Below are 22,876 nucleotides of genomic sequence, written 5' to 3' on the forward strand. Positions count from 1 at the left end.
ATTGGAGGAGTTTTTTCATATGAATAAAATTTATCGTTTGGTACGCCAACGGCATACCGGTGATCTGATCCCCGTAGCTGAATTTTCCCGCGCTGGCGGCAAATCCGCCCAAAATCGTAAAGTCGGAGTGACTCCCTGCCTGCTTCTGGCGATGGCGGGTATGGTTGGCTCCGTCGCAAATGTAGGCGCGGCTGAAATCGTGATTGATGGCGGCACAGAAGAAACCGTACCGGGCACCAAGCCGGATGGCTGGAAAACAGGTAACCGCGTCGATCTGGTGATTGGTGACACCGGTTCAGGCAAGTTAACCGTCAGCGACGGCGCCAAGGCAACTACCGTTGGGGCTAGTTATCTGGGCAGGGAAGCAGGAGCTGTCGGCAGTGCTTTAATAACAGGTATCGACTCGCGCTGGAAGCTCTACAACTACGATCCCCTCTACGGCCAGGATCTGAAAGTGGGGGTGGGTGGCGAGGGTAACGTTTCCGTACTTGACGGTGGAACGCTGGAAGTTTCATTTATTGAACTGGGCGTGAAGGAAGGTGCGAAAGGGGCGTTGGCGATCACGGGAGCGGGCTCGCAATTATTAGGCCATCAGGTGATTGTTGGTAAGGGAGGCGTGGGTGAGCTAACCCTTTCCGACGGCGGAAAATTCCGCCTGGATACCTTCGATAAAGTGATCGTGGGCCATGATGCCACTGGTGAAGGGACCATCAACGTCGACGGGGCCGGGAGCGAACTGTATTACGATATGTACGGTTCTTCAAACATCTACGTGGGCTACGCCGGTAAAGGCGTGATGAACGTGACCAATGGTGCCAAAGCCGGAGCACAGCAACTCAGCATTGGCACAACGGCCGGTGCCTATGGCGAGCTTAATCTTTCAGGAGTCGGTTCGATAGTGACCTCCGGCGGTGTCATCGTCAGAGTTGGTGAAAAAGGCGAAGGAAAGGTCAATATCACCGACGGTGCACGGCTCGATGGCCGTGGGTCTGGCAGTTATCTTGGCGATAGTTTCGGCGGGAAAGGGAGCGCGCTGATTTCGGGGAGTGGATCAACCTGGAAGGCTGCAACGCTGTTTGTAGGCTACAACGGCGAAGGGCAGATGGACATCATCGATGGCGGCAGCGTAGAGGCTGGCACGATGCGTATCGGTACGCGTGTTAAAAGTCAGGGCAACGTGCTCATCAGCGGGGCGGGTTCCTCTATCAAAGTGACCGGGCTTGATGTGGGTGTGGATGGCGTTGGCAGCCTGACCATCGCCAACGGTGCGCAGGTGACCAGCACGGGTGGCAAATTCGACGGCCTGGCTATCGGTGAACGTGAGCTTTATAGCGGTACCGCACCTGCAAGCGGCACGGTTCTGGTCAAGGATGCAGGCACGCTACTATCGGCCGGGTATATCAACATCAGTGGCGATAACGGCGATGGCACCCTGACGGTCACTGATGGTGCAGTGGTCAAAGTGGGCAGCGAAGGTGCGGTGCGGGTCGGTAACAGTACCTTTTCCGGTAGTAGTTCGGTGAAGCAGGCGGTGCTCAATATCGGTACCGGCGGTAAAGCAGGTATTCTGGATACGCCTGAAGTCTTTGTGCATAGCCGCGGCGTTGTAAACCTCAATTACACTGATAATCAGGATCTCTCTGCCAAGCTGAGTGGTGCCGGGACCATCAATCATCTGGGGACAGGGATTACCCGCCTGATGTCTAAAGATAATATCTTCGGCGGTACGGTAAACGTTGTCGCCGGTACGCTGCAGGCAGGGGTAGCCAATGGATTTGGGGCTAACTTTTTAAGCCCTGCCGTGTTTAACGTGGGTAACGCAGGAACGCTGGATCTGGCGGGTTTCAGTTCTATCTTTAGTGGGTTAAGTAACGCGGGCACAGTAAGTCTAGGCAGCAATGGCCAGGCAGGAACGACATTGTCACTGGCTAACACCAGCTTCTTTGGCGGCGGCGACGGCAGCTATAAAGGCGAAGGTGGCACCCTGCGGCTGAATACGGTACTTGGGGGGGATGACTCGGTGACCGATCGTCTGGTGATCACCGGCAGCAGCAGTGGCCAGTCGTGGTTACAGGTCAACAACGTTGGTGGTCAGGGTGCCGCAACGATCGAGGGTATTGAGGTGATCAGCGTTGCCAACGCATCTGACGGCGTGTTTAACCTGCAAAAACCGGTTGTCGCGGGTGCATACGAATATCTGCTGCATAAGGGGGGTAAACAGGATCCTGCCGACGGCAACTGGTACTTACGTTCGGAGGCGGTTAGCGTGCCCGAAATCCCTGTGCCAGAAACACCTGAGCCTGAAAAACCGACTCCAGAGACGCCGAAGCCAGAGACACCTGAACCTGAAACACCGACTCCAGAAACCCCTAAGCCAGAGATCCCTGAGCCTGAAAAACCAGGGTTGGTCACACCGCCGATCAGCGGTAAACCTTCTCTGCTACGTGTTGATGCTGCCGCCTATCTGAATAATCAGAATGCCGCCGTGCATATGTTCGACCATAGCCGCACCGATCGTCTTGGGGAGCCTGGATTTGGCGCCAGAGGCAAGGAGGGCCAGGGCGCGGTCTGGATACGTGCACAGCGAAATAATCTTGATGCTGGCGTGGTTGGCGAGCAGTTATCGGTCAAGACGGATCTAGACGTCATGCAGATTGGTGGGGAATTACAACATACCGTTGGTGAAGGCCGATTGCATACCGGCTTGATGCTGGGCTATGGCAGCGCTGACACCAGAGCGACGTCCGATCTCAGCGGGCGTGATGCCAAAGGCAAAGTCACAGGAACCAGCGTTGGCGTTTACGGTACCTGGTATCAGAATGCTGTAGCACCAAGCGGGTTCTATCTGGACAGCTGGCTACAATATGGCCGCTACGATAACGAGGTCAACGGCAGTGGATTGGCACAGGAAAAGTACAAGTCTAATACCTGGAGTGGATCGCTGGAGCTGGGTTATGCGTTAGCGCTGTATGAAGGGACAAGCCGCGGCCTGTATCTGGAGCCTCAGGGGCAGGTGATCTTTACCCGTTATAGTGGCGATGCCCACACTGAAGATAACGGTACCCAAATTGCGGCGCAGCGTAAAAATCAGACCACGACCCGTCTCGGAGCCCGGCTGTTTAGCAATTCCCTGGACCCTGCGGCCAATCAGATCCAGCCGTTCCTGCAACTGAACTGGTGGTCTGGTGGTAATGATGCGGCGATCGAGATGAACGGAACCAGGGTGAACCATAAACTGGCCGATAACGTGTATGAGGCTAAAGCGGGCGTTCAGGTTGAACTGGGCAAGGGGTGGAGTACTTCTGGTAACATTGGGGTGCAGGGGGGGAAAGATGATTTCCGCGACGTTAATGGCCAATTGGGGTTGAGGTACAACTTCTGATCCGATAACTCTGTAAATTGAAACCCACGCAGCCGCGTGGGTTTTAACGTTTTCAGCGCGGGTATTACACTCCGCAATCCAATGACTACCTTCAGGTATTAAAATCAATCTCTTCAAGCCATTCGGCTATAAACAACGACAGGGTGTCACCCATGTGAGTTCTCATATCCGCAGAGTCATTGCGTAGGCGTTTGAATTATTTCAACTTGATGCTTGGTAATTTCAGCTCAAATATTCGAAAACCGTCTACACTTGGCAGAGCAACGCTGATCGCTATTCATTTTCTCGTCTCTGAGTTAACCATTCAGACGCCGACTTTCATAGGGATTAACATGAAGACCATACAAAAGCGTGTTGAAATGCCTGGAGTTGAAGAGATAAAAAACAGCTTAATCAATAAGCTGAGATACGATTTATGTTTGGAGCTCAAGGATGCTACCCCTGCGGACATCTTTAATGCGTTGGCTCTGGCCCTGCGGGATTATCAGCTGGATAGTTTCTTCAATACCAAACGTTGTCAGCAACAGGCAAAACCCAAGCGACTTTACTATTTGTCGATGGAATTTTTACTTGGTCAGTCGCTGCGTAATAACTTGATGAATCTGGGATTGTTGCCCTGTGCTAAACAGGCAGTGAATGAATTAGGCTTTGATTTTGAAGATATTACCAGCCAAGAACCCGATGCCGCACTGGGTAATGGAGGATTAGGTCGACTAGCCGCCTGTTTTATCGATTCGATGGCCACGTTGGATATTGCCGCTTCAGGTCACGGTATCAAATATGAGTATGGTTTGTTTAAACAATCCATACAGAATGGCAAGCAGGTTGAACAGCCTGATGACTGGCACAGCACCCATTCTCCCTGGTTGATCGATCACCCTTCACAGCTGATGCTGATCCCTATCGGTGGTCACATCGAAGAGAGTGAAGATATTGATGGCAACTACAATCCTATGTGGATGGACTGGAAGGTCATTGTTGGCGTACCGCACGACTACTTCGTCACTGGCTACGGTGGCAATACGGTAAATAAACTGCGCTTATACAGTGCGAGCGCTTCAGATTCATTTGACGTTCATATATTTAACCGCGGTGACTATCTGCGTGCAGTTAGCCAGAAAATAGCGTCAGAGAATATATCGAAAATACTTTACCCGGCCGATGAAATCCAGTCAGGCAAGGAATTGCGTCTGACGCAAGAGTACTTTCTGGTTGCCTGTACCTTACGCGATATTTTGCACGACTATGCTCAGCGCTCGGAAGACATCACCGCATTGCCCGATGCGGTTGCCATCCAGTTAAATGATACCCATCCGGCTCTGACCATCGTCGAGATGATGCGTACGCTGGTGGATGAATACCGTCTGGATTGGGAAATTGCCTGGGGCATCACGCAAAAAACCTGTGCGTTTACCAACCATACGTTGATGCCAGAAGCGTTAGAAACCTGGCCTGTGGCATTATTTGAGAAATTGTTACCTCGGCACCTGCAGATTATCTACGAAATTAACCATCGGTTCCTTACTGAGATAGCTCATAAATGGCCAGACAAACCGGAGTTACTGGCTTCACTCTCGTTGTTTGAAGAGGGGCCTGAGAAAAAGATCCGCATGGCCAACTTGGCCATTGTGGGTAGCCATAAGGTGAATGGGGTGGCTAAATTGCACTCCGAACTGATTAAACAGCAATTGGTTCCCCACTTTTATTTTATCACTCCGGAAAAATTCACTAACCAAACCAACGGCGTCACGCCAAGGCGCTGGATCCAGCAAGCCAACCCGAAATTGGCCGAATTCTTGTCCCGTCAGTTAACTCCAGGTTGGGTTACCGATCTTGATAAATTGCAGCAATTGAAAAAATTAGCCAAGGACAGCGGAGCTTTGGAAGAGATTCAGGGCATTAAGCGGCATAACAAAGAGGCGCTTTGCCGGCTTATCACTGCTCAGCAGGGGATAAAAATCGATCCGCTATCCCTGTTTGACAGCCAGGTGAAGCGTATCCATGAATATAAAAGGCAATTGCTGAATATTCTGCACGTTATACACCTTTATTTGGGAATTGTTGAGTCTGGCAATGTTCTGATACAGCCAAAGGTTCACCTGTTCTCTGGCAAAGCCGCGCCAGGCTACGCCATGGCCAAACTGATTATTCAGTTGATTAATGAAGTGGCAAGGACGGTTAATAACGATCCGCGTGCCAAAGGGCAGCTTAATGTGCTGTTCCTGGAGGATTATAAGGTCTCACTGGCCGAACATATCATTCCCGCCACCGATCTTTCAGAACAGATCTCAACGGCGGGCACCGAAGCTTCGGGCACCAGTAATATGAAGTTTGCCATGAACGGGGCCTTGACCATCGGCACGATGGACGGTGCCAATATTGAAATTCGTGACGCGGTGGGAGCCGATAATTTTTATCTGTTTGGTGCCGACGCAGCTGAAATCAACAGCTGTCGGCAGGCAGGTTCCCATAACCAGATCTACCCCAATAATCCGACAATCAAAGAGGCGGTAGACGCTTTGGTGTCAGGCCGCTTCAGCCTGGATAAATCACTTTTTCAACCGATTTATCACTTGCTGAAGGAAAGCGATCACTATTGCCATTTGCTGGACTTTGACAGTTATCGTCTTGCCCAGCAACAGGCACTGCATGATTTCTCCCAACCCCAGTTATGGCACCAACGGGCGCTGTTGAACATTGCCGGTATGGGGGAGTTCTCAAGCGATCGAACTATCAAGGGGTATGCTAACGAAATTTGGGGGATCCCTTGTTAACGTGAAGCATGGTGAATCCGACCTCCCTGGCGGGGTTCCGTCAGGGGCACTTCAACCTAAGTGGGACATGGCCTGTAAAGGTAGAGGATCATGACGTATGGAACCCCTTAACCATAGTCACCCTGCTATGGCACCGCAGGTGGGCGTGTTGATTGTAGACGATTCCAAAAGTTATCGGCATCTGATGGCGGCCGCCTTGACGAAATGGGGATTTAGCGTCTGTGAGGCTGAAGATGGCCAGCAGGCGTTGCAAAAGTTGGCCCAACGGTCGATTCATATCGTCATCAGCGACTGGGAAATGCCCATCATGGACGGAGTCGCCCTGTGCCAGGCTATTCGCAGTGGCGACTTCGGCCACTACATTTATATCATTCTAGTGACGGCCCGGCAGTCTCTTGAGGATCTGCTGACGGGAATGGAATCGGGTGCCGATGATTTTTTATCGAAACCGGTGAATCAAAGCCAACTGCGTGCCAGGTTGCATGCGGCGGAGCGCGTGTTGTCGCTTGAAAGCACGCTGGCTGCACGTAATGAAAAGCTCTCTTATGCTTATCAGCAAATAGAGTCCGACCTGCAGGTCGCTGCCAAGCTGCAGCGCAGTTTCTTACCCGCCCACAACCTGTTGTTGGCAGGGTTCGAATCTGACTGGATGTTTTTACCCTCGGCTTATGTGTCGGGGGATTTATTAAACTACTTCCCGTTGGGGGAGCGCCATATCGCTTTTTTTAGCGTAGACGTTGCCGGACATGGCGTAAGTGCCGCCATGCTGTCACTGGCAGTTTCACGTGAGTTTATGGCGGGCCGGATCAGCAGTCATTTGTTATTGGAGCACTCGGCAGAAGGGGAGAGGGTTCCTGTGTCACCCCACCGTGTAGTCGGGGAACTGAATCAGCGCTTTTGCCTGGATAATGAGCAGGTCAGCAGTTACTACACGTTGATTTATGGCGTCATCGATATCAGTAATGGCAAGGGTACTCTTTGCCAGGCCGGGCATCCGACGCCGTTTATCATCCGCGCAGACGGCGAGTTATCTTGCGTTGGTGATGGGGGGATGCCTGTGGGGTTGTTTGAGGAAGCAGAATATGAAGATAGCGATTTCATGCTGGAGATCGGGGATCGGCTCTATCTTTACAGCGACGGGATCGTTGAATGTGAAGGTCAGCGTCAGGAACTCTACGGCGATCGGCGTTTACAGACATTACTGAGTGAAAGCCGACATTTGGCGAAGGATCAAGTGTTTGCCAGGGTGGAGAATGCGTTGAATGCCTGGCGCTGTGATGAAGATGAGCCGGTGCAAAAAACATCAGTAAGGCCGTCTCAGCCCTTTGCGGATGATATTTCGCTGATGGCAATAGATCGTATCGCGTAGTAACTTTCGCTAGACCAGAACAACTAAGACATTGTGAAAAAGGAGTCGTTATGAACTTTGAGATCCAGTCTGAGAGTGGCGTAGAAATTATTGCTCCCCTGGTCCGTCGCCTTGATGCGTCAGTCGCGGCGGTATTCAAACAGGAAATATTGTCTTTTATTCAACAGGGTAAAAACAACATCCTACTGGATTTCAGCCATGTCGAGTTTATCGACAGCAGTTGCCTTGGGGCGCTGGTATCCATCCTCAAGACATTAAGTGGCCGCGGGGATCTGGCACTTTGCGCCTTGAACAGCAACATTCAGAATATGTTCAAGCTGACGCGTATGGATCGAATTTTCATTATCGGCAGCGATCGTGCTGCGGCATTGAAGCTCATGCTGCACTGAGTCTGGTTTTGCGCCGAGGGAATGTCATATGACAAGTGCCAACGCCACGCTGTGTTTACCGGCATCATTGGACAGCCTTGCGCAGCTGAGCAACGAGCTGTATGGCTTTGTTGAACCGTTTTCGCTGGATCCCGCCCTGGTTTATCAGCTCGATTTGGCCTTGAGTGAGGCATTTACCAATATTGTCAGGCATGCGGTGAATTATGACGATAAGCAGAATATCATGATTGACTTGGCGAATGAGGGCCATCATCTGACTCTGACGCTGTCGGATCCAGGTTCACCCATCCCGGATAACATTTTGCATCAATGGGCGCAGCCGCCAGATCTTGCTCCAGACCCTCTAGATCAAACCAGTTGGCCGGAAGGTGGGATGGGGCTGATATTGATTCAGTCCGTGATGGACAAAGTGCAGTATGAATCGGTCAATGGTCGCAATCGGTTGACGATGAGTAAGAGCTTGTTGTAGGGCAGCTTGGCAGCAGTCATGAGACCTCCCTTGCAGCAGCGAGGGAAGCCTGCAGATGCTGGCATAATTCATCCACACCGCGATATTGAGCAGAGATCTCGGCCAAATCAGCTAATGCCGCAGCCTGTTCGATATTCCCAAGCCTGCTTTCCAGGGGCTGGCAAACAAAGTGGAGGCACTCTCCTTTTAGCCGATGGGCGCTTCGCCGGATGGCTTCAACATCTTGTGTCTCTATGGCGGTATGCAGCGCATTTGTCAAAGAGGGAAGTTCCTCTAAAAAGATCGTCACCAACTCGTTAAATAAGGCCTTGTCATCACCTAGCTGTGCCAGGGACTGAACGTAGTCGAAGATCTCTTCCTCTGGGCATACCTGAGCCGCATTGAGTGCCCGCTGGATTTCGCTGGCAAGATTATCCAACAGAATGGGTTTGCTGATATAGCCGTCGAATCCCTGAGCCAGGCATCTTTCACGATCGCCTTTCATCGCATGCGCGGTCATGGCAATAATGGGCAAATGCAGGCCTGATTGTTGCTCACCCGCACGAAGGAGTTTTACCGCTTCGATTCCATCCATTTCCGGCATTTGCAGGTCCATCAACACCAGGTCGTAGTCGTCTTGCTGCAACTTTTGCAACGCCAGTTTGCCATTGCCCACCACATCGCAGGTATGACCCAACTTACGGATAAAGTTGATCGCCAACTGTTGATTGATCAGATTATCTTCCGCCACCAGAATGCGTATCCCATTACCTGTAACCGGTGGCGGTGTTTCAACCGTGGACTCCGGAGCGACCATTTCTTGCGGAATAAAGGTGGCAGTGATGGTTTCTAGTAACTCGTTGGCATCAATGGGCTTGGTTAAAAAGCCCGAAACGCCTACCTTGCGCAATACGCCGGTGTCTATCCGGTTACCCATTGAACTGAGCATGATCAATTTACTTTGACGCAGCTCCGGCGTTGACATGATCTCTAGGGCCAGTGCCATGCCATCCATCTCTGGCATTTGCGAATCCAGCAGGATCAGCGGAAAACGCTGGCCCGTAGCCATCAACTCCAGTGCTGCCTGGCCAGAGTTGACCGTTTGTGGCTTGAGCCCGACATTGCGCAGCATGTCAAACAGTAACCTTAGGTTGGTTTCATTATCATCCACGACCAATACGTTCATCCCTTTTAGCCTGGCTGGCAACGTTATTGCCGTACGGCCTGATGAAGGGGTAACAGGCAAAGAAAAATAGAAGCGGCTACCGTGACCAGGCTGGCTGGAAACCTGTAACTTGCCGCCCATCATGGCCACCAGACGGGCCGAAATGGTTAGCCCTAATCCGGTACCGCCGTATTTGCGGGTGGTTGAACTGTCTGCCTGGCTGAATGATTCGAAGATAACCGTCTGTTTATCTTCGGCAATACCGATCCCAGTGTCGATAATGCTGAATGTCAGCATATTCGGGGGAGAGTGTGAGGGGGCGATCTGCAGTAGCACTTCACCGGTATGGGTAAATTTGAGGGCATTGCCAATCAGATTGGTTACGATCTGTCGTAAACGCAGAGCATCGCTGTGTAGCATGGTTGGCACGTCAGGATGAATGTCTACCAGTAACTCAATCCTCTTTTCGGAAAACTTAGGCATCAAGGGGCGGGTAATTTCATGGATGAGCTGGCGCAGGGAAAAGTCCTCAAACTCCAGGCTGATTTTGCCCGCCTCTATTTTCGAAAAGTCGAGAATATCATCAATGATCTTTAACAAGGCGCGAGCCGATGAATACACCATGTTGATGTAATCACGTTGTTCTTTATTAAGATTGGTTTCCAGGCACAATTGAGACATGCCCAGGATCCCATTCATTGGCGTGCGGATTTCATGGCTCATATTGGCCAGGAATTCACTCTTGGCTTGGTTGGCGGCGTGGGCTAATGCAACGGCCTGCTGGGACGAGGCTTCCGCGTCCTTACGTTCGGTGATGTCCTGCAAAGTCCCAATGACTCGCTGTACTTCCCCTTTGATACTGACGCTGATGATTTGCCCTTGGATCAGTACCCAGCGCTCGTCGCCATTGCTGTGCCTGACGCGCACTTCACAGTCAAAAACAGGCAATGCCGCTTTATTGGCCTGATGGAGACAGCGCAAAATCAGCGGTAAGTCATTGGGATGAATGACCTGCTGCCAAAGCGATGAGGAAAATGCATCGCTTTCACGGCTAACCCCTAACAGTAATAACAAGGCGTCGTTAACCTGCCACAGATCCTGGGTGCACTCCCAATCCCAGATCCCGATGCGCGAATTTTCTGCCGCCAGAATAAAATTACTATTCGGCACAGAGTTGCTGTTAGCGTTCATTTTTACTGCCTTGATCGGCGTCATGGTGCAACTCAGCCTGTCGCCTCATGAACTCCAAGCCCGGCGCCATAAAAATTGCCCAGGCGGTAAGCACTTCTTCATCACATTCCGGGTCGAGATCCCGCACCGTTTGCAAGACCGCCCGCCGCCAGTAGGCAAAAACAGAGGCGGGCAGGTTCAAACCTTGTGAACTCTGTTCCCGCGCCACATGTTCCAGATAGTCGGCCACGATGTGGGTGGTGGCAACCGAAAGCATATAAAAAAAGGATTTGTAGATGATTTTTTTGTGCGCTTGCTGATGTTCGGGCGTGGGCTGAATGTTCAGCTCTTGCGTACTTTCAATGAACAATCGGTAGAAATGAGAGAAAAACAGGTCGCCCTGATCTTTGGCGGTGATCCGATCGTAACTGCTATTGAACAACACTTCATAGTTGGTGCTCACGGCATGCTCTCTTTTGATTCTTACCCAATGTCTGGCGTGGCACCTCTTCTCCCGATGAGAAGGGCCAGGGAAGGTGGTGACTTCGCCCTAAGAGAGCAAGTCGTTTTCCTTAAAGTAGTCTAGTTAACGCCCGTCGAAGCGCAAGGATAGGGGGGTTATGGCGCCGGGCTTTTTTACCCGAAGCGGGGGAGGAGATCGAGCGGCAGAGAGAATGGAGCTCACAAAACAAAAATCCACGCGGGTGCGTGGATTTTAACTGTTTTACCTTGTCTTCATAAATCCTACCGAGATGCTATGAGACAACGGAAACCATTTAGACGTTAAACAAGAAGTTCATCACATCGCCATCTTTAACGACGTAGTCTTTCCCTTCTGAGCGCATCTTGCCGGCTTCTTTGGCACCTTGCTCACCCTTGTAGGTGATAAAGTCTTCAAAGGCGATGGTCTGGGCGCGGATAAAGCCTTTTTCAAAGTCGGTGTGGATTTTACCGGCCGCTTGCGGGGCAGTAGCACCAACCGGGATGGTCCAGGCACGCACTTCCTTCACGCCAGCGGTGAAGTAGGTTTGCAGATTGAGCAATTCGTAACCTGCGCGGATCACGCGGTTCAGACCGGGTTCTTCCAGACCCAACTCTGCCATAAATTCAGCGCGGTCTTCATCTTCCAGCTCTGCGATGTCGGATTCAACAGCGGCGCAAACCGCTACCACCACGGAACCTTCTTCGGCAGCAATCTTGCGTACAACATCCAGATACGGGTTGTTCTCAAAACCGTCTTCGTTGACGTTGGCAATGTACATGGTCGGCTTCAGGGTCAGGAAGCTCAGGTAGCGGATCGCGGCTTTATCTTCAGCAGTCAGATCCAGCGCACGCAACATACCGGCGTTTTCCAACTGTGGCAGGCATTTTTCCAGTGCGGCCAATTCGGCTTTTGCGTCTTTATCGCCGCCTTTGGCTTTCTTCTGCACACGGTGAATGGCGCGTTCGCAGGTATCAAGATCGGACAGCGCCAACTCGGTGTTGATGACGTCGATATCGTCTGCCGGATCCACTTTGTTATTCACGTGGATGATGTTGTCGTTCTCAAAGCAACGTACTACGTGGCCGATGGCTTCGGTTTCACGGATGTTGGTCAGGAACTGGTTACCCAGGCCTTCGCCTTTGGAAGCCCCTTTTACCAGGCCTGCGATATCAACGAATTCCATGGTGGTGGGCAGAATGCGTTGTGGTTTGACGATCTCGGCCAGTTGATCCAGACGTGCATCGGGCATCGGTACCACGCCGGTATTGGGTTCAATGGTGCAGAACGGGAAGTTGGCCGCTTCAATACCCGCTTTGGTCAACGCATTGAACAGGGTGGATTTGCCAACGTTAGGCAGACCGACGATACCGCATTTGAATCCCATGTTTATATCACCTTAAATATCTTGACTATCAACAGGTTAACATTAGCCTGCTGCATAAAGGACGAAATTATCCCGCCATTATACACGTAATGGGCAGTTATCTCGATCTGCCCGTTGCTGGCGCTATCACCCGAAAGGTTCCTTACGGTTGCTAACACCCGGGGCGGCTCAATTCAACGTCGGTAGAGGTGTTCTGCAGGCAAGGTGCAGATCCAGGTTGAACACATCGGGCAATAGGACATAGAACCTTAATATCGAAGATTATTCCGGCTATTTTTTGTCAGATATTTAGTAATATAAGTGATTTAATGTTTTATTTTATATGCATGTTTAACTATAAAGGCACTTTTTGTATAGGGCTATTCTTGGACTTTCCTTTTCCTCATCCAATGAAACAGTATGGCAACATATCATAATAAAAGCTGGTGGATTACAGCGGACAAAGAGTGACAGAACGTTAAACAGTAAGATGTTACTTATCTTATGGTGGGCTATCTAGGTAGGCTAGAAAAAATCATTAATTTCAAGCTAACTTTTGTTTTAAATATGATTATTATTTAATCACGATTTCGTTTTTCAGTCATGAGTTTCAATGAGGTGTTAATATATCATGCTGTTTTTATTGAAATTTATTATTTAATGGGATTTTTCTTTGTATTGAACCTAAATAGTTAATTTATTTAATGTGTGATTGAAGTTGCTTTGGGTTTTATAAGAATTATCTGTGGCTGTTTAATGGAAATATCCTGTAAATCTCATAGGATGTTTCTAGTTAAATATAAGCAAATTCTTAATTATATTGAGGTATCTTTCGGATGGTACCGATAAATTTAACTACAAGTATTGTTGGGCGTATTTTTTTAAGATATTATCCGCGTCTTATTAGTTGTACCATTTGAATTCAAGGAGGAATTTATTCCATGAATGGGATTGATGTGCTTTCTGCACCGATTTTATTATTACTTTCGGTTATTTCTTTTATTATTCATTTCCGGAACGAGCGGAGGAAGAGCCTGATTGAGCGGCCTTTTTTTGCTGGAAGTGCGGATTTGAAAAAGAAAACCACGACGGATGCCGTTGATACTGCTATGCAAAATAGCGTGCAGCCATGCTGTACTCGTAAGCTGTGCCGCTATTGCCCGATAAGTAGCAGGCCAAGCAAGTGAAAATCACATCACTTGGCCTAACGGCTTAGCTAGTCGCTTTAAACGCATGCAAACGATTCATGGCTTTAGTCATGCCTTCCTTCAGCAAGATCTCTGTGCAACGTAGCGACTCATCGATGGCATCATCAATCAGCGTTTGCTCTGCTGCTGGCGGTTTACCTAGCACAAAGCCTACCACCTTGTTTTTATCCCCTGGGTGGCCGATGCCAATACGCAAGCGATAAAAGTTCGGGTTATTGCCCAGCTTGCTCTGGATATCCTTCAGGCCATTGTGGCCACCGTTGCTGCCACCTAATTTGAGTTTCGCCACCCCCGGTGGCAGATCCAACTCGTCGTGGGCTACCAGGATCTCTTCCGGCAGAATGCGGTAGAAGGTAGCCAAGGCGCCAACGGCTTTACCACTCAGATTCATAAAGGTGGTAGGAACCAGCAGCCGAACGTCGTTACCGGCCAAATTCAGGCGTGCGGTGTAACCGAAAAACTTACTCTCTTCTTTCAACGGTTGGTTGTGGCGTTGCGCCAGTAGGTCAACATACCATGCGCCGGCATTGTGCCGTGTCTGGGCATACTCTGCGCCCGGGTTGGCCAAGCCAACAATCAGTTTGATACTGCTCACAAGAGATTCACTATGCTAGAAAAATGGAAAGGGCGTGCCCGTTGCCTTCCAGGTTGCGATCGCCTGAGGTTTCACAGCGGCACAGCTCGAAATTTATAGGCCATTAGTGTACCTGCCTGCGTGCAGAATGACAAAAATCTGGCGAACCACCGGTGAATAGCTGAAAAGTGAATAATACATTAGTAAAATAATTCAGTTATCTCGCTAACTTTTAACATAAAGTAAAGAATTGTCAGCCTTTAGTCGCCATTTGTGATCGGTCACGCAATACCCATGCTGAAATAATGACTATACTTAACTAATCAAAGTGGGATAACGAGTTAGGGTTTTCCCACTATTGGCACATGGCACTCTGGAGGTGGCATATGAAACGTAAAAGCGCTGAGGTCATTGGCAACGTTTTAATGGGAATGGGTATGGTGGTAATGGTTGGCGGGGTGGGATACTCCATCCTGGCTGAAGTATCACAGTTCAATTTGCCGCAGTTCTTTGCCCACGGCGCCATCATGAGTATCTTTATCGGCGCCTTGTTGTGGCTGGCCGGTGCACGTATTGGTGGACGCGAGCGGGTAGCAGATCGTTATTGGTGGGTAAAACACTTTGATAAACGCTGCCAAAACAACCCGCGCCGCCCGTCACATTGATTAACCACAACCAAGGATCTGGTGAACAAAGGCAAGGGAGCCTGGCCGTATAAGGTTTAAGGTTATGTCCCACATCCCGTAAAAAACCCGTTGTTGCTCACGCTTCAACGGGTTTTTTGTTTTCTGAGATGTTCACCCGAACAACCTGGCGCAGTGGAGGTAAACTGCGCCAGAGAAGGGATTAATGTTCGAACATCGCGGAAATTGACTCTTCATTGCTGATACGGCGGATAGCTTCAGCCAACATACCGGACAAGGTCAGAGTGCGCACGTTTTTCAACGCCTTGATTTCTGCTGACAGCGGAATAGTGTCACAGACGATCACTTCATCAATCACCGAGTTCCTGATGTTATCCACGGCGTTACCGGAGAAGATCGGATGCGTGGCGTAGGCAAATACGCGCTTGGCACCGCGTTCTTTCAACGCTTCGGCTGCTTTACACAAGGTACCACCGGTATCGATCATGTCATCGACCAGTACGCAGTCACGGCCTGCCACGTCCCCGATAATATGCATCACCTGAGAAACGTTTGCGCGAGGGCGACGTTTATCAATGATGGCCATGTCGGTATCGTTAAGCAGTTTGGCGATCGCGCGGGCGCGCACGACACCACCGATATCAGGGGAAACCACGATCGGGTTTTCCAGGTTCTGTTGCAACATGTCTTCCAACAGGATCGGGCTACCGAATACGTTATCTACCGGGACATCGAAGAAACCTTGGATCTGCTCGGCATGCAGATCGACTGTCAATACGCGGTCAACCCCTACGCTGGAGAGGAAGTCGGCAACAACTTTGGCAGTGATTGGCACACGCGCAGAACGCACGCGGCGATCCTGGCGGGCATAGCCGAAGTAAGGAATTACAGCAGTAATACGACCTGCGGAGGCGCGACGCAGGGCATCAACCATAACAACCAGTTCCATCAGGTTGTCGTTGGTGGGTGCACAGGTGGACTGGATGATGAAAATATCACCGCCGCGTACATTTTCGTTGATTTGCACGCTCACTTCGCCGTCGCTAAAACGACCTACAGCGGCGTCACCAAGGCTGGTGTACAAACGGTTGGCAATACGTTGTGCTAGTTCCGGGGTGGCGTTACCAGCAAAAAGCTTCATATCAGGCACGAGAAGAACCTCAGCATGCGTCCAGAGAAGATATTGTCATACGGTCTTCGCCAAGGGGCAGTTGGCGACGCCGACGCAATATACATACGGGTGTGTAAAACTAACTTGAACTGCAGAGCAGCGCAGAGATGACAGGGCCAGGTAGACGACCCTGCGCAACGACACGTTGAGCTACGGCTCAAACTGCCCAGAACGGATGCGATGTAGTGGTGAGACGTTAACGCCACGCGCTACAAATCCACGCAACCAGGCCGGGGCTTGATTTAACACCTGAAGAGCGGCGGGCTCGGAGTCGAATTCTGCAAACACACAAGCACCTGTGCCAGTCAGGCGTGACGGCGCGTATTGTAACAGCCATGAAAGAAGCTGTTCAACCTCGCGAAAACGTTTTCTTGCGATCGGTTCGCAATCATTTGCGTAAGGTGCCTGTAATAGGGCGTTCAGCGGGCGAACCGGGGTGTCTCTTTTTAATTCGGCATCGGCAAAAATCACCGGTGTGGGGATGCTGACACCAGGATGAGCGACCAAATACCACTTTTCTGCCGGATTTGCCGGCTGTAGCTGCTCCCCGATCCCTTCGGCAAATGCCGCATGACCGCGCACAAATACCGGGACATCGGCACCGAGGGTTAGCCCCATATCTGCCAACTGGTCGTCGCTCAGGCCACATTGCCAAAGTTCATTCAGTGCGACCAGTACCGTTGCCGCGTTGGAAGATCCTCCGCCAAGGCCGCCACCCATCGGCAAACGCTTGTCGATGCTGATGTCTGCCCCACGGGGAAGGGTGGCAATGGAATGGGTAGTGCAATGTTGCTGTAACAGACGAGCGGCCCGGACAATCAGGTTCTGCTCATCTGGCACCCCTTCTACGGGCGTTAGCAGCTGGATCTGGTCATCCTGGCGGGGAACGATGGTGAGCGTATCGCCGTAATCCAGGAACTGGAACAGCGTTTGCAACTGATGGTAGCCGTCTGCACGACGGCCGGTGATATAGAGAAATAGGTTCAGCTTTGCCGGGGAGGGCCATTGGTGGATCATCACTTGAGCGTCCAGTTATCCATTTTCAGCTTGATGCGTTGATCGCCCTGTTGCAGTTCAAGGCGGCTCGGTAACGGGATTTTTAGATCGGTGTTGTAGTCCTGATAGGTGACGACCCAGGTCAGATCGCCCTGCTTGTAGGTCAGCTTGTTCAGGCGGTACTGGGAGTCTAGGCTGAAGTCGGTGGCTTGCCCAGGCAGGCCGAGCATCCACTGGCGCAGGTTATCCAGCGGGATCTGCATGCCGGTCAGCTTGCGGATCATCTCTTCCGGGTTGTCGCTGACATAGCGTTTGCCCTGGTTATCCGTGAGCTGCACCACGCTTTTTTGCACGTTCAGCTCCAGCTCGGTGCTGCCAAGCGGGTTGGTCAGCAGCAGGCGGTAGCGGTCGGGTGTGTATTGTTGCCAGAAGAAGCGAGCGTAGACTTTCTTCTGATCGGTCAGATAAGCAAAAGCGCCCCGGGTCTGATACTGCTCAAGCTGTTGCACCGCTTGCTCATGAGCGAGCCACTGCGGAGACGTCGGGCTGGTAGCAGGGCCAGGTTTGGTGAGGGTACAGGCCGTCAGCACCAGGCTGGCTAATGGGATCAGGCGAAGCAAACTAACTTTGCGGATAGGCATAACGTTTTGTTGTCCTTTTGTCCTTGCGGGGCAGTGCGGGTTAGCATTTCTGCCACCACGCTAACGGGCGAGTGGCGTAACGTCAATAATACAATGGCGCAAAAGCCTTGCAGCAAGGGTGGCGTCTGGCGTGGGGAGGATTGTAAACGATGGCGGAGCTTTTGGGGTCGGAAATCTGTGGGCACAGCCTTCAGAACTGAGCGCGCCGTATAAGGGCGCGCTTTGGTGGATCAGAAATCGTAACGCAAACGAACAACCGTCATATCGCCCAGATTATCGGTGCTGGACGTCAGCACGTGCTCAACGTCGGCGCGGAAACCGTAGTCGAACTGGAAGGAGACGCCCAAGCCATTATCAATACGCTGATAGTCGCGGCCTGTGGTGTACTGCAGGCGGTCGCCCATAAAGTAAGGCATGATGGATTTCACCGCGTATTCGCCTATCGGGAAGCTATAACCAGCGAAATATTCAATCCCCCAGGCATCCCCAGCAAAGTAGTCATTAACCTGCTTTTTCTTGGTAGTCAGGAAGTTCTCATACCAGCCGCCGCCAAAGCTGAGTGTCCAGTTGTCCGGTTTCCAGCTCAGTGCGGTACCTAAAATGTTCTGATTGTAGTCTTTGCTGTCGTCGCTATTGGGGTTACGCATCTCGGCGCTGGTGTAGTTCCAGGCGGTGCCCCAGGTCAGATCTTTGTTCAGGTGATAATCCACTCCGAGTGAACCGCCGCCCTTACGTTTGTAGCGCAGGCCGTTACCAGGCAGGTATTCGTCATCGTTGAACAGGTAAGCGGCGTAGATATCGGCGTCGCCCACGGTTGTTTTATATTTCAGCATGCTGCGTGAACGGTAGGAGCCGTCATAGTCGCCGTTAATGCCGTTGCCTGGTGCCTGGGCCAGCATGTCGTAATCCCAGATGTCGGTTTTGGCCCCGACCACGTCGTAGTAAACGCTGTTTTGCTTACCGAAGGTCAGTTGACCCCAGGTTTTGCTTTTCAGGCCGGTATACAGCATACGGCGTGAGGTGTTGTTGGCCCCCTCGGCGTAGTGGTTATCCCAACTGAACAGCGCCGGGATGTTGACGCCTAACTCGTAATAGTTGATCCAGCTGATGTCATCGAACAGGTAGTAATCGGTGGCGAAGCGAAAACGCGTACCGCCGTCAAAACCGTTGCGTTTATAAGAACCTTTATCGCCATCGCCAGTCATCATGTTGAACTGCGGGCGAATACTGCCACCAACGGTAAAAGTGAGGCGGCTAAGGGGATCGCCCGCTTGCGGATCCTGCTTTAATAAGGTGATTTCACCGTGTGCGGCAAATGCGCTACAACCCGCTATCAGCCCTGCGGTAACCGCCTGGCTTAATCTACGTAATTTCATGGAACGTCCCTTTCTACGTGCTGCTCTAGATACGAAAACCCATCCATCGGCCAACCACGCCTGGGGCTTTCTGGTTTGCTCACTTTCCGGTGACAGAAAGTGAAATTCTGTAACGGTTTTTATGCAAATAATTCGCCAGCTAACTATTTGGCCAAATTATGGGAACATGCCGAAAAAATTGCAATTAAAACAATGGAAACCGTAACTCATCGCGATTATCAGTCATGTGTAATGTTAAGCCGTGGGAATACGAAGGATGCCGCCAAACAGGCTGAAAGGGGGAGTTTGCAAGGGGTGACATTACATTTCAGCGTTTTTCCCTTGAGGTTTCTGATGAGTTTGAAACATACCTGGTTTTGTCGTGTTGACTGATTTGTCCGACCAATACCAGCGATTGGCCGGAAGATGCGGTTGTCACTTTAATTGATGTCGCGCATCAAGTAGAATGCCGGACAACGAGAACCCGTACCAAGAGAAGTATTACTCGAAGCAATGACCCTTCTGGCGTTAGGTATTAATCACAAAACCGCTCCGGTTTCTCTGCGAGAACGGGTGACCTTCTCCCCAGAGTCGATCGACAAGGCGCTGAATAGCTTGCTGCAACAGCCATTGGTGCAGGGCGGCGTTGTGCTGTCTACCTGTAACCGTACCGAGCTGTACCTCAGCGTGGAGCAGCAGGATCATCTGCATGAACAGCTGGTAGCCTGGTTATGTGATTATCACCATCTGCGCCCGGAAGACGTGCGCAAGAGCCTGTATTGGCACCACGGCGACGAGGCCGTCAGCCACCTGATGCGCGTTGCCAGCGGGCTAGACTCTTTGGTACTGGGTGAACCCCAGATCCTCGGGCAGGTAAAGAAAGCCTTTGCCGAATCCCAGCGTGGCCAGTCACTTTCCGGTGAGCTGGAGCGCCTGTTCCAGAAATCCTTCTCCGTTGCCAAACGTGTACGCACTGAAACCGAAATCGGTGCCAGCGCGGTATCCGTTGCCTTCGCCGCCTGTGCGCTGGCGCGTCAAATCTTCGAATCCCTAGCCGAACTGAATGTGCTGTTGGTCGGTGCTGGGGAAACAATCGAGCTGGTTGCCCGCCATCTGCGTGAGCATAAAGTGCAGCATATGATCATCGCTAACCGCACCCGTGAACGCGCTCAGGTATTGGCGCAAGAGGTCGGGGCAGAGGTGATCTCATTGCCGGAGATTGACGCACGCCTGGCCGATGCCGATATCATTATCAGCTCCACCGCCAGCCCGTTGCCCATCATCGGCAAGGGCATGGTTGAGCGGGCACTGAAAGCGCGCCGCAACCAGCCGATGTTGCTGGTGGATATTGCCGTTCCGCGCGATATCGAGCCGGAAGTGGGCAAACTGGCGAACGCCTATCTCTACACCGTGGACGACCTGCAGGCCATTATTCAGAGCAATATGGCGCAACGGCAGGCGGCGGCCGTACAGGCCGAGACCATTGTGCAGCAGGAAAGCAGTAATTTCATGACCTGGCTGCGCTCACAGGGCGCGACAGATACCATCAGAGACTACCGTTCGCAGGCCGATCAAATCCGTGCGGAAATGGAGTCAAAAGCGCTGGCAGCGATTGCTCAAGGCGCTAACGTGGAGCAGGTGATCCATGAGCTGGCCCACAGATTAACCAATCGTCTTATTCATGCCCCTACCAAATCCCTCCAGCAGGCCGCCGGTGACGGCGACATGGAGCGGTTGCACATTTTACGCGACAGCCTCGGGCTGGATCAGCATTAGTTCTCTTTTATTAACAGGGTTTAAAACCACGCATGAAGCCTTCTATTGTTGCCAAACTGGAAGCGTTACAAGAGCGCCATGAAGAAGTTCAGGCGCTGCTCGGCGATGCCGGTGTCATTGCCGATCAAGATCGGTTCCGTGGCCTGTCGCGCGAATATGCGCAGTTGACCGACGTCAGCCGCTGTTTTCTGGAATGGCGTCAGGTGCAGGACGACCTCGCCACGGCAGAAATGATGCTGGACGATCCGGAAATGCGTGAAATGGCGCAGGAAGAGCTGAAACAGGCCAAAGCGGCGACGGAAGAGCTGGAACAGCAGTTGCAGGTGTTACTGCTGCCGAAGGATCCGGACGATGAGCGCGACTGCTTCCTGGAAGTGCGCGCCGGAACCGGCGGCGACGAAGCGGCTATCTTTGCTGGCGATCTGTTCCGTATGTATAGCCGTTACGCTGAAACTCGCCGCTGGCGGGTTGAGATCATGAGCGAAAACGTGGGCGAGCACGGCGGTTACAAAGAGGTGATTGCCAAAGTGTCTGGCGACGGCGTTTACGGTCAACTGAAGTTTGAATCCGGCGGTCATCGCGTTCAGCGCGTGCCGGAAACCGAATCCCAGGGTCGTATCCATACCTCTGCCTGCACGGTGGCGGTGATGCCAGCGGTGCCAGAGGCGGAACTGCCAGAAATCAACGCAGGCGATCTGAAAATCGATACCTTCCGCTCTTCCGGGGCCGGTGGTCAGCACGTTAACACCACCGATTCGGCGATCCGTATTACCCACTTGCCGACCGGCATTGTGGTTGAATGCCAGGACGAACGTTCACAGCACAAGAACAAAGCCAAGGCGATGTCGGTGCTTGGGGCTCGTATCCGCGCGGCAGAGATGGCGAAACGCCAGTTGGCAGAGGCTTCTACCCGCCGCAACCTGTTGGGCACCGGCGATCGTTCCGATCGTAACCGTACCTATAACTTCCCGCAGGGGCGCGTGACCGACCACCGCATCAACCTGACACTGTATCGTCTGGACGAGGTGATGGAAGGCAAGCTGGATATGCTAATCCAGCCGATCGTGCAGGAATACCAGGCCGATCAGTTGGCCGCACTCTCTGCTGAGCCTGAGTAATGGATTATCAAACCTGGCTGAAAACCGCGACTTTACGTCTGACGCACAGTGACAGCGCCAAACGTGATGCGGAGATCCTGTTGGGTTTCGTGACCGGTCGGGCCAGAACCTACCTGTTGGCATTTGGCGAAACTCTGCTGACGGCAGAGCAGACTGAGCAGTTAACGGGGCTGCTGGTTCGCCGTGAACGTGGGGAACCGGTGGCGTATCTGGTTGGCGAACGTGAGTTCTGGTCGCTTCCGCTGTCGGTTTCGCCCGCTACGCTAATCCCACGCCCGGATACCGAATGTTTGGTGGAGTTGGCCCTGGAGCGTCTGCCCGCAGCACCGTGTGCCATTCTGGATCTTGGCACCGGCACCGGCGCGATTGCCCTGGCGTTAGCCAGCGAACGGCCAGACTGCCAGCTCACCGGCATCGATCTGCAACCGGAAGCCGTGGCGCTGGCGCAGCATAACGCGCAAAAACTGGCGATTAACAATGCGCGCTTTTTGCAAGGGAGCTGGTTTACGCCGGTCGCCGGGCAAAAGTTTGCGCTGATCGCCAGTAATCCTCCCTATATTGATGAAGCCGATCCTCACCTTGGGCAGGGCGATGTCCGTTTTGAACCCTGTAGTGCGCTGGTGGCCGCTGAACAGGGTCTGGCCGATCTGGCGGCGATCGTGCAACAGGCCGCAGATTATTTAGAGCCGCAGGGTTGGCTGTTGCTTGAGCACGGTTGGCAACAGGGTGAAAATGTACGTGCGCTGTTGAATGCGGCGGGATTTATCGCGGTGGCAACGCATCGCGACTATGGCGGCAACGATCGCGTGACTCTGGGCCAAAAACCACTATAAGAAACCAAGGAAACCT

The 22,876-nt window shown here is 52.0% G+C and carries 18 protein-coding genes; 10 read left to right on the plus strand and 8 right to left on the minus strand.

Features of this window, described 5'->3' with window-relative positions; all coding sequences use genetic code 11:
• Nucleotides 1-19: 19 nt before the first annotated feature.
• The 5 genes from IMQ33_RS10395 to IMQ33_RS10415 all read left to right on the plus strand — a co-directional run bounded on the left by IMQ33_RS10395 (nucleotide 20) and on the right by IMQ33_RS10415 (nucleotide 8,383).
• Nucleotides 20-3,382: an autotransporter outer membrane beta-barrel domain-containing protein gene (locus tag IMQ33_RS10395; RefSeq protein WP_196061934.1), complete on the plus strand. Its 3,363-nt coding sequence runs from the start codon at nucleotides 20-22 to the stop codon at nucleotides 3,380-3,382.
• Between the two features lie 332 nt (nucleotides 3,383-3,714).
• Nucleotides 3,715-6,156: a glycogen/starch/alpha-glucan phosphorylase gene (locus IMQ33_RS10400; protein WP_226906527.1), complete on the plus strand. Its 2,442-nt coding sequence runs from the start codon at nucleotides 3,715-3,717 to the stop codon at nucleotides 6,154-6,156.
• A 127-nt stretch (nucleotides 6,157-6,283) separates the two neighbouring features.
• On the plus strand, nucleotides 6,284-7,525 hold the full coding sequence (locus IMQ33_RS10405; protein WP_173410158.1) for a SpoIIE family protein phosphatase: 1,242 nt from the start codon (nucleotides 6,284-6,286) through the stop codon (nucleotides 7,523-7,525).
• Nucleotides 7,526-7,575: 50 nt separating this feature from the next.
• Complete coding sequence (locus tag IMQ33_RS10410; RefSeq protein ID WP_196061933.1) at nucleotides 7,576-7,914, plus strand: STAS domain-containing protein; 339 nt, start codon at nucleotides 7,576-7,578, stop codon at nucleotides 7,912-7,914.
• A gap of 28 nt (nucleotides 7,915-7,942) precedes the next feature.
• Entirely contained in the window at nucleotides 7,943-8,383 is a 441-nt protein-coding gene (locus IMQ33_RS10415) for an ATP-binding protein (protein ID WP_196061932.1), read from the plus strand.
• Nucleotides 8,384-8,399: 16 nt separating this feature from the next.
• On the opposite strand, the gene IMQ33_RS10420 is transcribed toward IMQ33_RS10415, so the two are convergent.
• From IMQ33_RS10420 to ychF, 3 genes are all read right to left on the minus strand, one after another.
• On the minus strand, nucleotides 8,400-10,718 hold the full coding sequence (locus IMQ33_RS10420; protein ID WP_196061931.1) for a PAS domain-containing hybrid sensor histidine kinase/response regulator: 2,319 nt from the start codon (nucleotides 10,716-10,718) through the stop codon (nucleotides 8,400-8,402).
• A complete protein-coding gene (locus IMQ33_RS10425) occupies nucleotides 10,708-11,160 on the minus strand; it encodes a Globin (RefSeq protein WP_083196422.1) in 453 nt (150 codons plus the stop codon). Before IMQ33_RS10425 ends, IMQ33_RS10420 begins: the two co-directional genes overlap by 11 nt.
• A gap of 313 nt (nucleotides 11,161-11,473) precedes the next feature.
• Nucleotides 11,474-12,565, minus strand: a complete 1,092-nt coding sequence (gene ychF, locus IMQ33_RS10430; RefSeq protein WP_021181096.1) for a redox-regulated ATPase YchF — start codon at nucleotides 12,563-12,565, stop codon at nucleotides 11,474-11,476.
• 920 nt (nucleotides 12,566-13,485) lie between these two features.
• Between ychF and IMQ33_RS10435 the strand changes: the two genes are divergently transcribed.
• On the plus strand, nucleotides 13,486-13,731 hold the full coding sequence (locus IMQ33_RS10435) for a hypothetical protein (protein ID WP_138106327.1): 246 nt from the start codon (nucleotides 13,486-13,488) through the stop codon (nucleotides 13,729-13,731).
• Nucleotides 13,732-13,756: 25 nt separating this feature from the next.
• On the opposite strand, the gene pth is transcribed toward IMQ33_RS10435, so the two are convergent.
• Nucleotides 13,757-14,347 (minus strand): aminoacyl-tRNA hydrolase, encoded by a 591-nt coding sequence (gene pth / locus IMQ33_RS10440; protein WP_065685599.1) that lies wholly within the window; start codon nucleotides 14,345-14,347, stop codon nucleotides 13,757-13,759.
• Between the two features lie 365 nt (nucleotides 14,348-14,712).
• Here pth and ychH point away from each other — a divergent pair, with 365 nt between their 5' ends.
• Nucleotides 14,713-14,991, plus strand: coding sequence for a stress-induced protein YchH (gene ychH, locus IMQ33_RS10445; protein WP_196062298.1), 279 nt, complete (start codon nucleotides 14,713-14,715; stop codon nucleotides 14,989-14,991).
• 181 nt (nucleotides 14,992-15,172) lie between these two features.
• On the opposite strand, the gene prs is transcribed toward ychH, so the two are convergent.
• The 4 genes from prs to IMQ33_RS10465 form a co-directional block, all read right to left on the minus strand.
• A complete protein-coding gene (prs, locus tag IMQ33_RS10450) occupies nucleotides 15,173-16,120 on the minus strand; it encodes a ribose-phosphate diphosphokinase (RefSeq protein WP_002211240.1) in 948 nt (315 codons plus the stop codon).
• A 171-nt stretch (nucleotides 16,121-16,291) separates the two neighbouring features.
• Nucleotides 16,292-17,158: a 4-(cytidine 5'-diphospho)-2-C-methyl-D-erythritol kinase gene (ispE, locus tag IMQ33_RS10455; protein WP_065685601.1), complete on the minus strand. Its 867-nt coding sequence runs from the start codon at nucleotides 17,156-17,158 to the stop codon at nucleotides 16,292-16,294.
• Entirely contained in the window at nucleotides 17,158-17,778 is a 621-nt protein-coding gene (gene lolB / locus IMQ33_RS10460; RefSeq protein WP_021181100.1) for a lipoprotein insertase outer membrane protein LolB, read from the minus strand. The genes ispE and lolB overlap by 1 nt, the downstream gene beginning before the upstream one ends.
• A gap of 230 nt (nucleotides 17,779-18,008) precedes the next feature.
• On the minus strand, nucleotides 18,009-19,154 hold the full coding sequence (locus tag IMQ33_RS10465; RefSeq protein WP_065685602.1) for a porin: 1,146 nt from the start codon (nucleotides 19,152-19,154) through the stop codon (nucleotides 18,009-18,011).
• 492 nt (nucleotides 19,155-19,646) lie between these two features.
• On the opposite strand from IMQ33_RS10465, the gene hemA reads away from it, so the two are divergent.
• From hemA to prmC, 3 genes are read left to right on the plus strand one after another with little or no spacing between them, the layout of a single operon-like run.
• Entirely contained in the window at nucleotides 19,647-20,909 is a 1,263-nt protein-coding gene (gene hemA, locus IMQ33_RS10470; RefSeq protein WP_024528845.1) for a glutamyl-tRNA reductase, read from the plus strand.
• Nucleotides 20,910-20,941: 32 nt separating this feature from the next.
• Nucleotides 20,942-22,027 carry a peptide chain release factor 1 gene (gene prfA / locus IMQ33_RS10475; protein ID WP_024528846.1) on the plus strand — a complete coding sequence of 362 codons (1,086 nt, stop codon included), beginning with the start codon at nucleotides 20,942-20,944 and terminating at the stop codon, nucleotides 22,025-22,027.
• Nucleotides 22,027-22,860, plus strand: coding sequence for a peptide chain release factor N(5)-glutamine methyltransferase (gene prmC / locus IMQ33_RS10480; protein ID WP_196062299.1), 834 nt, complete (start codon nucleotides 22,027-22,029; stop codon nucleotides 22,858-22,860). Before prfA ends, prmC begins: the two co-directional genes overlap by 1 nt.
• The last annotated feature ends 16 nt before the right edge of the window (nucleotides 22,861-22,876 follow it).

The sequence above is a fragment of the Serratia sp. Res13-Sevr-LER1-36-b genome, assembly GCF_015673035.1.
Classification (GTDB): domain Bacteria; phylum Pseudomonadota; class Gammaproteobacteria; order Enterobacterales; family Enterobacteriaceae; genus Chania; species Chania fonticola_C.